The sequence below is a fragment of the Rubritalea spongiae genome, from assembly GCF_042652385.1.
Taxonomy (GTDB): domain Bacteria; phylum Verrucomicrobiota; class Verrucomicrobiia; order Verrucomicrobiales; family Akkermansiaceae; genus Rubritalea; species Rubritalea spongiae.
The window spans coordinates 411,473-425,985 of record NZ_JBHSJM010000001.1 but is presented as its reverse complement, the minus strand read 5'-3'; the positions used below and the strand labels follow the sequence as shown (position 1 = coordinate 425,985).

Here is a 14,513-nt window from a genome sequence, read left to right as displayed (position 1 = left end):
TGTGACAAATACGCCAGTATGTTTCACGATTGTGTCGAGACTTATTATGTTGTAGGCTGCTAAGATGCGTTTAGTAAGGTTTGGTGAAGTCGGATATGAAGAGCCTGGGGTGGTGCTCGAAGATGGTCGGGTAATGGATGCAAGCGCTGTCGTACGTGATTATGATGAGGGTTTTTTCGCTTGTGGGGGATTAGAATCACTGGCTCAGTGGATCGAGGATGGGTGTGTTGGCGGAGTTTTAGTGGACGAAGGAATGCGAAGGGGGGCTCCAGTGAAGCGGCCGTCTAAGATTATTTGTGTAGGGAAGAACTATATGGATCACGTTGCGGAGTTTGATCATTTAGTGCCAGAGGAGCCTGTATTGTTTATGAAGGCGACGAGTGCTTATTGCAGTCCACATGAAGATGTTAGAATTCCTAAGGGGAGTGAGAAGTTGGACTATGAAGTTGAGTTGGCTGTGGTGATCGGCCGGACTGCTAGTTACGTTCAGCAGAAAGATGCGCGGGAATACATTGCAGGGTATTCTGTTATTTGTGATTACAGTGAACGCTCTTTTCAAAAGGAGCGCAGCGGGCAGTGGGTGAAAGGGAAAAGTGCCGATACCTTTGCGCCGATGGGGCCTTGTATGGTAACGAAGGATGAAGTCCCAAATCCTAACGCGCTGAGGTTGTGGTGCAAGGTGAATGGAGAACTAAGGCAGAATGGTTGGACTGGTGATATGCGGTTTAGTGTAGATTCTCTGGTGAGTTACATTTCTGGGTTTATGACTTTGCTGCCAGGAGATGTAATAGCAACAGGGACTCCTGGCGGTGTGGGGATGGGTTTTAAGCCGCCTCGTTATTTACAAGTGGGGAACAGTGTCGAATTTGGGATCGAAGGAATCGGTGAGAATCGACAGCGGGTCGTGGCTTTTTGAGAGAGGGTAGTAGATCAGTTCAGGGATACATTGAGTGCGGCATTGGAGGATCTGAAGGTGGTATTGAGTAATCTAACATTTGTTAAGGAATTAAAACTCTACTGTTGAGTATGTTTTGAGCTGTTGTTCTGGCAAAACAGAGGTGTCAGATTTGTTAGGAAATTAGAACACGCTTTTTCTTGCGCGAACCGTGTTTTGGCTTATAAAGTCGCGTTCCACTGATTCGTGAGCGTGACACATTTGTTACAAGATATGTCACTCTCGCGGAATTTTGTGCCCTTTTTTAGGGGCCTCACACTGACCGAACATTCATATGAATCCGGATAGAGCAACACTCAACTTTCTAAACAGCTTCCCAGAAGAAGCACGCAATAGGGGCGACGACCTTCAGCAAGAAGGCGCAGTCACTCAGATTTTTGGTAACCACCTTTTCATTCAGGGAAGAGTGGAAGATAAGACAGGTACTTTCCGCACAAGCCTACGCCTACAGGGCAATCGTTGGTTTGGTAGTTGTACTGCAGAAGACGAAATCATCGCTGGCGCGTGTCTCTATGCGACAATGATGGAGCGGATGCACCGCGGTGAAGACCTCCCTGAGAGTCCTAACGAGTTTGATGATACACCAGTTATCGACTTGATTGAAGAAAAGCTCGACCGTGAGCTTGACGACAAAGAGGCAGATTTTGTTAGCAAGGTCGAGAAACGCTACCGCCGATATGTGATAGAAGGTGAAATCCACGATCACGACATGGTGCGTTTGAATCCGCGTTGGGAAATTGTCACTTATGATCCTTTGGAACTCTGGCCAATGCCTCCAGGTGATATTCTAGAGTTTTGGAATTACTTAGCCTACGCATTTTATAAAAAGCGCCTTCCTTACCCTGAATTCATGAATGCTGTCACAGACCTCGAGGCTGTGCAGAAGAAGATGAAGGACTGGGAGAAGGAGCGCGAGATTGCTGAATGGTACGACCGTATCGAAGATGTCAACGAGCGTCCGCCGGCGGAAAAACCAATTAAATGTGAGTTCCGTATCGTTTCGACCATGAACGAAGCCCGGGTCGAAGTACGTGAGGACGATGGTGAGTGGCTTGCGCTGAGGGAGAAAAACGACATTGAGCGTTTGATGACTCTATTTGCATCTGCTGCTTTACGTATGGATTCTCAGAGTCAAGTGATCTGGGAGCATTATTTGGCATTTTACAAAGATGAATCTACGGCAACGATGGATCTCGACACCGAGCCTGCGTGCCGTTTCATGAACCGTTTGTTCCGTCAACCGGCACTTAAGGGGTACATCGTCAACCTTGACGAGAATTACTACAAGGTTGTGAAAGACGAGCTCAAGTGGGTGTGTGAAGATGATCCATACCACCCTGATAATTTCGCACTTCAGCTTGTAACTAAGGCTGGTATTAATGTTTCTCACTCAGTGCGTTTGTTGCCAGGCCGTGAAGAGCTCTATCAGTCAGATGAGACTGTATTTCCAGGGCCACCACGTTGGTTAGAGGATACGGAGGTAATGCCACGCTATATGATTCCTAAGCAGGTGATTGACTCACTAGAGGGGGTTGAGTTTCTTCGTAAAGTAGGAGCAAAGCTTCCTGAGTCACTTAAGAAGCGTGTTCTCGATCTGGATCTTTTCCCACGTTTTGAAATGCGTATTGAGCAGGGGCTCACTGCTGCTGAGACTGAACACTTAGTGATTAATGTACTAGCTCATGAGAAGAAAGAGCGTCGTACTGAGAAACTTGTCAAAGAAGGTTGGGAACTTGTTGAGCAAAAGCCTGTCAAAGGGAAGCAACTGTTACGTTTCGCTCGTGAAGATCTCTACCCAGTTCCTGGATTATTGCAGGAAATGGGACTTACTTATGATGAGAAGTTAGAAGAATTTAAGACCCGCGTGACGAAGCAATTTCCAGAGAAATTTGCCGAGTGGGCCCAGCATTTGCCTGAGGCAATGCAGGTGGAGATGGACTTCAAGCTGAAGACTCTATTAGCCGATCCAGTAACTGCGGCTATTCGCTTCGAAGTGGTAAACCAAGACATCGATTGGTTCGACCTAAAAATCGTGATCGACGTGGAAGGTGTGGAGCTTACCAAAGCTCAGATTCGCCAATTGGTTGCCGCACGTGGTGGCTATGTCCGCATGGAAAACGGTGGTTGGATGCGTCTTGAGATCAAGCTCGATGCTGACCAGCACGAAGCTGTGACTCGTCTCGGGCTCGATCCGTTTGACCTGTCCGGTGAAACCCACCGTATGCACGCACTACAGCTTGCTGATCCGAAAGCGGCTGAAGTGTTCGATCCGAAGGCGTGGAAGCGCATCAAGGATTCTGCACACGACATTCAAGTCAATCTCGACACACCAGTTCCAGAAGGCTTGAACGCTACATTGCGTCCATACCAAGTGGATGGCTTCCGTTTCCTTACCTACCTCGCGACGAACCGCTTCGGTGGTATTCTTGCGGATGACATGGGTCTTGGTAAAACGATCCAGTCTATTACCTATATTCTTTGGTTGCGCCAGCAAGCACTCGATGCAGGTGAGAAGAGGCCAGCATTGGTTGTGTGTCCTAAGTCTGTTCTTGATGTTTGGGCGACAGAAGCTGAGAAGTTCGCCGCTGAGCTTAAGGTTAAAGTACTTCGTACTCGCGACGACCTGGATGTAAATGAAGCGCAGAACGAGCTCGATCTAGTCGTTCTCAACTACGCTCAGCTTCGCGTCTGTGGTGAAGACTTGAATACGATCAAGTGGCTCACTGTTATTCTCGATGAAGGTCAGCAAATCAAGAACCCTGATTCTAAGGCAGCCAAGTCTGCTCGTGAGCTTAATTCTGCGAACCGTTTGGTCCTGACTGGTACTCCTATTGAGAACCGCTTGATGGATATGTGGTCACTAATGGCATTCGCTATGCCGGGTGTTCTCGGGTCACGTGCATACTTCAAGAAGCGTTTCGACAAGCGTAAGGATCCGTCCTCGCAGACACGTCTCGCTGCGAGACTTCGTCCATTCTTGCTTCGTCGTACTAAGCTACAGGTTGCAAAAGACCTTCCACCTCGTACTGAAGAAGAAGTCTTCGCAGTCATGGAGGATGTGCAGTCTGAAATGTATAAGGCTGAGCTCAAGCGCATTCAGAAAGCATTGCTCGGACTCGATTCCGACGAAGCTGTGAAGAAGAACTCCTTTGCGATTCTTCAAGGTTTGATGCGCTTGCGTCAGATTTGCTGTCACCCAGGCTTGATCGATCCGAAGTATCTCAAAGAAGAGAGTGCTAAGATGACAGCCTTGTTCTACTTGCTTGATCAGCTTCGCGAAGAAGGTCACAAGGTCTTGGTATTCTCCCAGTTTGTTTCCATGCTTGATATTATCAAAGCACGTCTCGAAACCGAGAGTCGTCCATATCACTACCTCACCGGTCAAACGAAAGACCGTAAGGGTGTGATTGAGAGCTTCCAGACAACTAAGGATGCATCGGTATTCATGCTCTCGCTCAAAGCGGGTGGTGCAGGTCTAAACTTGACTTCAGCATCCTACGTTATTCTTTACGATCCATGGTGGAACCCAGCCGTTGAGAACCAAGCGATTGACCGTACGCACCGTATTGGTCAGAAGAACAAGGTTATCGCCTACCGTTTGCTCACTCGCGACACTGTGGAAGAGAAGATTCGTGTGCTTCAGCATCAGAAGACGGCTCTTGTTACAAATGTCCTCGGAGATGAAGGCTTCGCAAGTAACCTCGGCGTCGAAGACCTCCAGTTCATCCTCAACCACGGTGGGGACATGTTCGGCGAAGAAGAGGAACAGAAATAATTTTCTTATCCATAACACACTCAAAAGCCTGGGCCCGTCAAACGGCTCCGGGCTTTTTTAGTTGTTTAGCGGTTTATTAAATTGTCCCCCGTTAAAATCATTCAATCCTAAGCGTGCTCTTATCCAGCACGCTTTTTTCTTTAAATGATCTACAAGAAATCGCCTTCTCAGCGCGTAAACCTTGTAGATTTTTCTAACAGTATGCGCCCACCAAAGCATTCCAATCAACCTGAAACCGCCCACCTGTTCCAACCTCTGCTCATCGATATTCTTGACCCGACCCACGAGCTCGTCGTCTTAGCAGCGAAAATCGACTGGGACTGGATCGACGGACAACTCTGCGAATTGTACTCGACCACGGGGCGCGCCGCCATTCCCACCCGACTCATGGTTGGCCTGCATCTACTCAAACATGCCAAGGCTCTTTCCGACGAAGAAGTCTGCCGACAGTGGAAAGAGAATCCCTACTTCCAACTCTTTTGTGGTGAAAAATATTTCCAGCACCGCTTCCCGATCGAGCGCAGCTCCATGACCCATTGGCGCAAACGCATCGGTGATAAGAAACTCGAAACCCTCATCAGTGAACTGCTACGAGTTGCGCATCAAACAGGAGCCCTGGACATTGAAAGCCTGAGCAAGGTCATCGTCGACACCACCGTCCAGCCCAAGAACGTCACCCATCCCACCGATGCCAAGCTCGCTTTGCGCGGACTCACAGAGCTTGTCAAAATGGCAAAACTCCACGGCATCAAACTGCGCCAATCTTACGCGAAGGAAGCCAAGCGACTCGCCATCATGGCTGGTCGCTACGCCCATGCCAAACAGTTCAAACGCATGCGTAAGACTCTCAAAAAACTCAAGGGACGCCTTGGCCGCGTGGAGCGCGACATCTCCCGCAAAATCAATGGCAACGCGGACCTCGAAGAGACCTTTCGCCTGCCATTTTACAAAGCCTTCCTCATCCGCACGCAGAAGCCGCGCGACAAGGTGAAGATCTACAGCTGGCACGCACCGGAGGTTGAATGCATCGCCAAAGGCAAGGCGCACAAACCCTACGAATTTGGCATCAAAGTTTCGGTGACCACACCGATGGAACGCTCTGCAGGCGGTCTGTTCGTCCTGCACAGCGAAGCCATCGAAGGCCGACCTTACGACGGCCATACTCTTAATCGGGTCATTCAGGCAACCCGAGCCATCAGCGGCATCAAACCCGAACGAATCTACGTGGATAAAGGCTATGTCGGCCACGACTACCCAGACAAGCGCGCAGTCTTTCGCAGCGGACAAATCCGTGGCGTGACCCCCGAGATCAAAAGAGAACTTTGGCGCCGCTCCGCGGTCGAGCCAGTCATCGGACACATGAAAACCGACGGTCACCTAGGACGCAATTATCTCCACGGCAAGGATGGAGATAAGATCAATGCAGTCCTGTGTGGCGCAGGCCACAATATGCGCCTTCTGCTCAAGTGGTTCGCCACTTTTTTGCTCAAAATCCTCAGTACAATCTTTCCACAAAAAAGCTCCGGCCACAGACCGGAGCTTCAATGCGCTTGAAAAATGCTATTTTTAACGTGGGACTAAATTTTGATCGAAAAATAAAAAATTCTGGTGAGCGGAAAGCTAACCAGAGCTGCGACGAATCGGGGATTTACCAAGAACGCTCGGCGATAGTGGTGCCAGCGTGGTGGCCGCTCATCCAGGCGTTTTGAAAATTAAAACCACCTGTGATGCCGTCGATGTTCATGACTTCACCGGCGAAAAAGAGATTTGGGGTGCGTTTACTCTCCATGGTCTTGAGGTTGATCTCCTTGAGGTTGACTCCGCCAGCTGTCACAAACTCGTCTTTATTGAGGCTCTTGCCGAGTACGGGTAATTGGCAATTGTTGAGCAAGTTACTGAGAGTTTGAGCGTGAGCCTTTGAGAGTTGCGCCCATGTTTGAGTGCTAGGGACTTCTGCCAACTCTAACATCCTAGCCCAGAGTCGTTTGGGGATTTCTTCAAACGGGCAGCGAGTGGAGAGTTGGCGTTTACCCCAGTCGCTGCGGAGTTGGGCTATACGTTCAGAGACATTGGTTTGAGGCAGCCAATTGATACTGAGAGTGAATTGATAATCTAAGTCTGCTAGGATGCGAGCACCCCAGGCTGATAGTCGGAGAATACCAGGGCCGCTGACACCCCAGTGGGTGATGAGGAGTGGCCCAGAGGATTTGAGCTTGGTTTGTTCTACTGCGACTTCTGTATCGGCCACGGATAGTCCAGGAAGCTCGGTGAGAAGTGGGTGATCTATTTTAAAAGTGAAAAGAGAGGGTACGGCGGGTTCGAGATTATGACCGAGTTGTTCTGCGAGTTTTGCGCCTGCCGTGAGTCGGGTTCCACCGGTGGCGAGTAAGACGCAACGAGCTTGTAGTTCATCGCCATTGTCGGTAGTGACGATAAAGTACGTGTCATCAGGGTTTTCTATAGCCTCGACGGATTGGACCCCACAGGCGGTTTCTATTTCAACTCCAGCATCGTGTGCTGCTTTTATTAGGCAATCAATGATGGTCTGTGAGTTGTCGGTGATTGGGAACATTCGGCCATCGGCTTCTGTCTTGAGTTCCACACCTTTTGACTGGAACCAATCGACAGTATCTTTCGCGCTCCAGCGGTGGAGGGGACCAATCAGGGACTTTTCTCCTCGCGGGTAGAATTTGCTGAGTTCCTTTGGGTCGAAGCAGTGATGTGTGACGTTACAGCGCCCGCCGCCAGAGATTTTGACCTTGCCCAATACGTTAGGAGATTTTTCTAGAATGAGTACTTTACTCGCGCTGTTTTCTGCGGCTGTGATGGAGCCGAAAAAGCCAGCGGCACCGCCGCCAATGGTGATAAGGTCGTACATGGAATTTGATGTAGCAGTCGGTGGTGAATAGTCAATGTTTCGGAGAGAGCGAAGTTGACGACTGCTGGTGGATGTCTATGTTAGATGTGAATATGAAAACTCCTATTACTGTTTCTGTCACTGGGGCTGCTGGCCAGATTGGATATGCATTACTTTTTCGAATTGCTTCCGGGGCAATGTTTGGTCCTGAGCAGCCGGTGAATCTTCGACTGATTGAGATTGAACCTGCATTGCCAGCACTTGAAGGGGTGGTGATGGAACTCGATGATTGTGCCTTTCCGTTGTTGCAAGATGTGGTGACGACAGCGGATTTAGATGAAGGCTTTAAAGAGGCGAATTGGGTTCTGTTAGTGGGCTCGGTTCCTCGGAAAGACGGTATGGAGCGCAATGATTTACTCGGAATCAATGGTAAGATTTTCACTGGACAAGGAGAAGCGATTGGTCGCTCTGCTGCGGAAGATGTGCGTGTGTTGGTGGTGGGTAACCCTTGTAACACGAACTGTCTGATTGCGATGCATCATGCGAGCGGGGTTCCGAAGGAACGTTTTTTTGCGATGACAATGTTAGACGAAAATCGTGCCAAGAGCCAGTTGGCTGTCAAGGCGGGTGTGCACAGTTCGGCGGTTACTAATATGTGTATTTGGGGAAATCATTCTTCGACACAGTATCCTGATTTTTACAGCGCCAAGATCAATGGCGTTTCAGCTGCAGAAGTGATTGGAGATGAAGCTTGGCTGAAAGAGACGTTTATTCCAGCGGTTCAGCAAAGAGGTTCTGCTATCATCAAAGCGAGAGGAGCATCTTCGGCTGCATCTGCGGCAAATGGGGTGGTGGATACGGTGAAACGACTAACGACTCCGACGCCTGCGGGTGATTGGTTTAGCGTGGCAGTTTGTTCACCAGGGGCTTATGGCATTGATGAGGGATTAATCGCTTCGATGCCGATTCGCACCGATGATGGTGAGACTTGGAGCGTGGTTGAGGGCGTGCAAGTTAATGCGTTTTCGCGAGCGAAAATTGATGCTTCAGTCGCTGAGCTGAATGCTGAAAAGGATGCGGTGTCGGCTCTTTTGTAGATCGGACAAGTGCAGATTTGTAGGTTGTTTTTGAGATGCTGAGGTTTTTCTGTTTAGCATTTTCTATTCAAAAGGCCTAAAGCTGGCATTTCTGTTAGCTTCTTGCTTTGTTGATACCAATTTCGCGTTCGAATTCTAAGTTCGGTGCGAGACCGGCCTTGAGTGCATCGTTATAGGCTTTTTGAGCTTTAGTGTTGTTTCCCATCATTTTGTGAAGCACAGCGAGGTTGAAGTATGCTTCTTCGTATTCAGGGTCGAGTTCAATGGCGTTGGTGAGGAATTCGAGAGCGTTTTGGTTACGGCCATTTCTAGCTTCAATGATGCTGCGGTAGAGGAAGGCTTCTTTGTGATCAGGTTTGAGGTCGATGGCTCGGTCAATGGATTTGGCTGCGAGGTCGTCATTTTGCTGGTAGTAGCGCGACATGCCTAACATGAAATGAGTATATGGGTTGCGGGGGCGTTGGGTGGCGCCGAGTTCGAAAATTTCTTCGGCTTCTTGGTATTCACCGAGTTTGAGTCTGACTACTCCTCGGTTGACTAGGAAGCTGTAATCAGGAATGGAGTCATAGGCTTCATCGTAGAGTTCTTTGGCGACGGGAAGGTTGTCTTTTTCGATCCAGCGTTTAGCGATGGAATGGTAGGTGGAGATTCTTTCGTCAGCCTTTGCTTGAGCAATTTGGTGGGATTGTTGGTCGACATTACTGCCGCCGAAGTGGAGGTCACCTTGGGACTGGGCGACGGTGAGCATGTCGCGCTCACGCTCGGTGAGTTCGACTTCTTCGCTGGCGAGTTTTTCGTATTCGTTGACGAAATCTGGATCGATGAGTGCAGTGCGTCGGTATTCGTTCCAGAGAAGTTTCTCAGCTTGTTGGCGGCGTTTGGCTTGGGCCATGAGACGTTTAACTGTCTGCTTGAGGAGTTCGGCTTCTTCGCGTGCTGCTTCGTCAACTGCTGGTTTATCGGAGATGGAGCTTAGGCTTTCACGAGTGTTTGCTAGAGTGGCTTCGAGGTTTGAAATGCGCTTGCGGAACTCGATGTTTTCTTTCCGTTTGTATATGAGTTGTTGCTTGGCGATGGCGACGTCAGTTTCGGCTTGGGTGACGCGGTCGAGGGCTGCGTTTTTATCTGCGTGCAGTTGTTCGAGGTTACGTTTTGCAAGGCTGAGTTCTTTACCGAGGCGCAAGTTCTCTTTCATCAACTCCTTGGCGCGATCGGCGTCACTGAGTTTGAGCATCTGGCTGAGTTGGTCGCGTTCTGCGGTCATATTAGCGAGTTCGTCGCGAAGTTCATTTTCGATGGTTTCGGACTGTGACAGTCGGGCGAGAAGAGCTTTAATTTCTCCATCTTGCTCGCGGCGTTTTGACTCGGAAATCGCGAGTTTTGATTTCAGATTTTGAATTTCGTTACGCATGGTGGCAACGACCGCTTTGGTGTTAGTTTCGGACTGTTCGAGGAGTTTGGTTTTTTCTGCGAGTTGGTCTTTAGCAAGTTTGGTTTCTTTTTGGAGTTGCTGGTTCTCGAGGGTTTTGATCTCGAGCAGCTTTTTGTTGCGTTGGTATGCTTTAGCTAGATAGCTGAGTTCTTGCTCTTGTTTAGCTTTCTCCTTTTGGAGCTTTTCTACATCGGCTCGGAGTGGAGCAGTGGCGAGAGCATTGCGAGTGCGCTGAAGTTCTTCGATGGTATCGAGTAACTTTTGTTGGTCGTTTTGGCCGAGTTGTTGGCTGCGGCGCAGTTCTTGTTGGAGGCGAGCGATTTCGCCGTTGAGCATGCGGGATTGTGTGCTTTCAGCACCGAGTCCTTGTTGTTGTTTGCGCAGCTCGGTTTGGAGTTTTGAGATTTGCTGGTGGAGTTCTAGCTTTTCCGCGTTGTGTTGGTTTTTGAGTTTTTCGAGATTGGCTTGCATCTCGTTGAGGCGGTTGTTGAGCTTGGTAATTTGTTCGAGATCCGATGGCGGCAGCTGATTGATTGGGTTGCTCGGCGATGGGAGGGTGGATGTTTCGGAGCCGACGAAGTCTTGGAGCTTAGATTGTTCTGCGAGAAGGGCTTTTTGGGCCATTGGTTCGACGCGTTTGATGGCTTCACTTGTCGATTGGATACGCCCTTGGACGATGTGTGGTTTCCATGCGGGATGTGTGGCGGAAAGTGACTGGTAGTAGCGGAGTGCTTGTTGGTATTTATTCCATGCTTCCTTGGCTTGATCTTGTTGCTCGAATTTTTCTGCCTCGCTGATCGCTTGATATGCGGAGAGTAGGATAGTTCCTGGGCGCACGATTTCGGTCTCTTCAGCTAAGCCGCTGAGAGGGACGAGTACGAGGAAAAGGTAGGATAGGTAGGTGAGGAAAGTTCTGCGCATCGGTTTGCAGGGTCTTGTAGGAGAATCGCTTAGCGAGTGGAAGTCCATTTTTAACTAATTAGATTAGTCGCTTTCTGAAAGTGGAAATTGGCTTGTCCAGTTTTCAAATTCTGCTGGGATGTTGGCGCGAAATGTCATGCGCTCAGATGTACGTGGGTGATTAAAGCTAAGTCGTCTAGCGTGGAGCATGAGGCGTCCCGGCTGTGCTTTCTGACGGGCGATTTTGGCGTAGATGGGATCGCCGATAATGGGGCATCCGAGGTGGAGCATGTGGACTCGAATTTGATGAGTGCGCCCGGTGTGGAGATCACAGTGGATGAGTGAGCTGTTTGTCGCTTCATCGTGACCGAGGTTTTGGTAATCAGTGATTGCTGGTTTTCCTGAGCCGGGATTTACCACTGCCATTTTTAGTCGGTTGACGGGATGGCGTCCGATGTTGGTGTATATGGAGTCTTCGTCTTTATTGGGTTTGCCTTCGACGACGGCGAGGTATTGCTTTTTCGTTTCACGCTCTTTGAATTGATTCACGAGAGCGACATGGGCAAGATTTGTTTTGGCGACGACCATGCAGCCGGAAGTGTCCTTGTCGAGACGGTGGACGATGCCTGGTCGCTCAGCTCCGCCTTCATCCGCAAGTTTCCCTTTGCAATGAAATAGTAGAGCGTTGACGAGGGTGCCTGTTTGGTTACCAGCAGCTGGATGGACGACGAGGCCTGAATCTTTATTGATCACGATGAGGTCATCATCTTCGTATATGACGGAGAGTGGAATGTCTTCGGGTTGTGCTTCTTCTGGCTCGGGTTCTGGGATTTCGATGGTGATGATATCGCCAGCTTGGACTGAGTACTTGGCTTTTTGTTGAGCGCCATTGACTAGGATGTCGCCGGATTTGAGTAAGGACTGAATGCGGCCGCGTGAGAGATCGGGAAGCTGGGTCGTGAGGAAGGCATCGATGCGCTTACCTGTATTGTCATCCACGGTGATTTTCATGATGGGATCGTTTTGTGATGTGGGCTGCTAAGCGAGAAAAAATTTTCTATTTCTAAAGTTTTTCAGTGGCAGCTGGAGGAAATTTACCTAGGGTTGCGCTTCATGGATGAAAATGAGCGAACAGCAGAAATCGAGAATTGCCGTGCATGTGGGAATTCGATGGACGTGACAAGCTTCGCTCCATTTACGGAAGTTCAGTGCCCAGAGTGCCATAAGAATGTGCATGTAAAGACGGATGTCGGTGGTTATGAAATAGTGGCCAAGCAGGGTGTGGGTGGGATGAGTTTGGTTTTCAAAGCGGTGGATAAAACTCTGGGGAGGAAAGTGGCGATTAAGTTGCTGAACGAGTCGTATTCGTCAGATGCCAAGAGGATTGAAGAGTTTGAGAAAGAGGCAAAAATCACCGCCGCCATTTCGCATCCGAATGTGGTGAGGGTGTTTACGGTTGGCCAAGCGTACGGCCGGTATTTTATCGCGATGGAGTTGGTGGATGGTGAGTCGCTTGAGCAGCGCTTAGCGGTGTCGGGTAAGTTAGATGAAGAGGCGGTGACTCGCTTAGCGATTGAGGTGGTCGAGGGGCTGAAGTCTGCGCATCAAGCTGGCTTGATTCACCGCGATATGAAGCCTGGTAATATTTTATTGGATACTAATGGGCGGGCGAAGATTGTGGATTTTGGCTTGGCTCTTGTAACATCTGGAGGGAAGGCGCTGGCGGAAGAGATCTGGGCGACTCCGTATTACGTGCCGCCTGAGACTTTGCGGCTGCATGAAGAGGATTTACGTAGTGATATGTATGCTCTAGCTGCAAGTTTGTATCACGCATTGACTGGTGAACCTCCATTTACTGCGGACACTACATCGACCTCTGAGTTACTTAAAATTAAGGCGTCGGTTCCTAAACTCGCCAACAAAGCTGATGGGGTAAGTAAGTACATGTGTGCGATTATCGATAAGGCGATGGCGTTTGAGGCGAGTGAACGATTTCAGAGTTATGAGGAATTGCTAGATGTCTTGAAGCAGTTAGATGCATTTTACCGGACAGGGGTAATTCCCGAGCCGATTGAAAAAAAGAGCAAACAGCCAACTCGCCGACGTCGTAGAAAGAAGTTGCCAGTTGTGCCAATTGCTGTTGGTGCAATGGGGGTGATTGCGGCAGTAGGGTATTTTACACGACCAGATACAGTGGAGGTGGAGCCCGAAGTTGAAATTTTTGATGTTTCTGCTGAAGATTCAACTTCTGATAAAGAACAAGCCCTGCGGGTGTTTATTGCGACTGAGTTGAAGGTTGCGCAAAATTTATTCAAGGAACAAGAGTATCAGGCTGCACACCAACGCTATTTAAAGTTAGCTTTAACAGACGAGGTGCCCGTAGAGACAGCATTTTGGGCCGGTTTACAATCGGCATCATCTGCTTGGCTCAATGCTGATTCGAGATCTGCTCGCGAAGCATTAAGCAAAGTGGCTGCAAAGATTCGTAAGGACGATGGCAGTACGCAGGAATGGGTAGTGGTGTTAGAAAACTTGGGTGGCTTGGAAGCGGTCAAAATCCCGTCCAATTTATCGGCGAGTTTGGAAGCTTCTATACTGTTTGCTTCTGCTCTTAAGGAGTGGAATCAGGGACGTTGGGAATTAGCACACCAGTCATTTGATTCGTTAAAATCCAATGAGGCTTCCGAGATGTACACTCGAGAAGTGAAGCAATACTTGGCTGATTACCGTTTGTTAGAGAAGTATCCTGAGGGTTTATTTGCTATAACGACGGCTGAGCTAGATCAAGTGATGGTGGAGCTAAATGAAGTGGAGCATTTGGTTAAGACGCCAGGAAGGGCCACATTTAATATTGCTCAGTGGAAACTGCAGGTAGAAGCAGAGAAGCGTAAAATTGAGGAGGAGAAAAAGCGCGAGTCACTCGATAAAAAAGTGGCGAAAGAGGAGGCAAGAAAATCTTGGATAGAGGCGAAGGATGCGGCTGAAAAATTTGTGGCTCAGTATTTTTTCAAGAATGCATCACGGAGTTTGAGTAAGGTCGATCCACCTAATCAAAAACAGAAGGAATGGGCGGAGGCTATGGTGTTTTTTAGCAGTAATGCCGGAGAGCTTTATGATACGACCGCAGAGATATTTGCTGAGAAGAGTGGGAGTTTCGTGGTAGTTAACAAATTTGGCGGACGTATTTTTGATAAGGTGTTAGGAGCTGAAAAAAATGGATTGCTGGTCAGCTTTGAAGATCAAGATCCGACAAGGCTAGGCTGGTCGAAGTTGGCTCCGCAGTCGATGTGGGAGCTGCACAAGTTGTTTCCAAATTCGAAAATTCCAGAAGAGTTACGGTATGATCGCATGGTGCAACTGGCGTGTTATACTTATCTAACAGGTTTGCGTGAAGAGTCGCAACTAGCTGTAAATAAGATTTGTGAGAGTGAGGATGATTTTGCGGAGAAATGGCACAAGTATGTCGCGGTTCTTGAGGCTGGTAAGGAAAATTAACC

The 14,513-nt window shown here is 49.0% G+C and carries 8 protein-coding genes; 5 read left to right on the top strand and 3 right to left on the bottom strand.

What is annotated here, in order from left to right; genetic code table 11:
- Positions 1 to 64 precede the first annotated feature (64 nt).
- The 3 genes from ACFPK9_RS02145 to ACFPK9_RS02135 all read left to right on the top strand — a co-directional run bounded on the left by ACFPK9_RS02145 (position 65) and on the right by ACFPK9_RS02135 (position 6,284).
- Positions 65 to 916 carry a fumarylacetoacetate hydrolase family protein gene (locus ACFPK9_RS02145; RefSeq protein ID WP_377092921.1) on the top strand — a complete coding sequence of 284 codons (852 nt, stop codon included), beginning with the start codon at positions 65 to 67 and terminating at the stop codon, positions 914 to 916.
- A 313-nt stretch (positions 917 to 1,229) separates the two neighbouring features.
- Positions 1,230 to 4,730, top strand: coding sequence for a DEAD/DEAH box helicase (locus ACFPK9_RS02140; protein ID WP_377092920.1), 3,501 nt, complete (start codon positions 1,230 to 1,232; stop codon positions 4,728 to 4,730).
- A 201-nt stretch (positions 4,731 to 4,931) separates the two neighbouring features.
- Entirely contained in the window at positions 4,932 to 6,284 is a 1,353-nt protein-coding gene (locus ACFPK9_RS02135; RefSeq protein ID WP_377096525.1) for an IS5 family transposase, read from the top strand.
- Between the two features lie 94 nt (positions 6,285 to 6,378).
- Here ACFPK9_RS02135 and ACFPK9_RS02130 read toward each other — a convergent pair whose 3' ends face one another.
- The gene (locus ACFPK9_RS02130) at positions 6,379 to 7,608 is read right to left on the bottom strand and encodes a BaiN/RdsA family NAD(P)/FAD-dependent oxidoreductase (protein WP_377092918.1); all 1,230 of its coding nucleotides are present in this window, start codon (positions 7,606 to 7,608) and stop codon (positions 6,379 to 6,381) included.
- Between the two features lie 92 nt (positions 7,609 to 7,700).
- Between ACFPK9_RS02130 and ACFPK9_RS02125 the strand changes: the two genes are divergently transcribed.
- Positions 7,701 to 8,684 carry a malate dehydrogenase gene (locus ACFPK9_RS02125; RefSeq protein WP_377092916.1) on the top strand — a complete coding sequence of 328 codons (984 nt, stop codon included), beginning with the start codon at positions 7,701 to 7,703 and terminating at the stop codon, positions 8,682 to 8,684.
- Between the two features lie 94 nt (positions 8,685 to 8,778).
- Here the strand turns inward: ACFPK9_RS02125 and ACFPK9_RS02120 are convergent, their stop codons facing one another.
- Together ACFPK9_RS02120 and ACFPK9_RS02115 are read right to left on the bottom strand one after the other, a co-directional pair.
- Positions 8,779 to 11,037 (bottom strand): tetratricopeptide repeat protein, encoded by a 2,259-nt coding sequence (locus ACFPK9_RS02120; protein WP_377092914.1) that lies wholly within the window; start codon positions 11,035 to 11,037, stop codon positions 8,779 to 8,781.
- A 63-nt stretch (positions 11,038 to 11,100) separates the two neighbouring features.
- Positions 11,101 to 12,027, bottom strand: coding sequence for an RluA family pseudouridine synthase (locus ACFPK9_RS02115; protein WP_377092913.1), 927 nt, complete (start codon positions 12,025 to 12,027; stop codon positions 11,101 to 11,103).
- 102 nt (positions 12,028 to 12,129) lie between these two features.
- On the opposite strand from ACFPK9_RS02115, the gene ACFPK9_RS02110 reads away from it, so the two are divergent.
- Complete coding sequence (locus ACFPK9_RS02110) at positions 12,130 to 14,511, top strand: serine/threonine-protein kinase (protein ID WP_377092912.1); 2,382 nt, start codon at positions 12,130 to 12,132, stop codon at positions 14,509 to 14,511.
- Positions 14,512 to 14,513 lie beyond the last annotated feature (2 nt).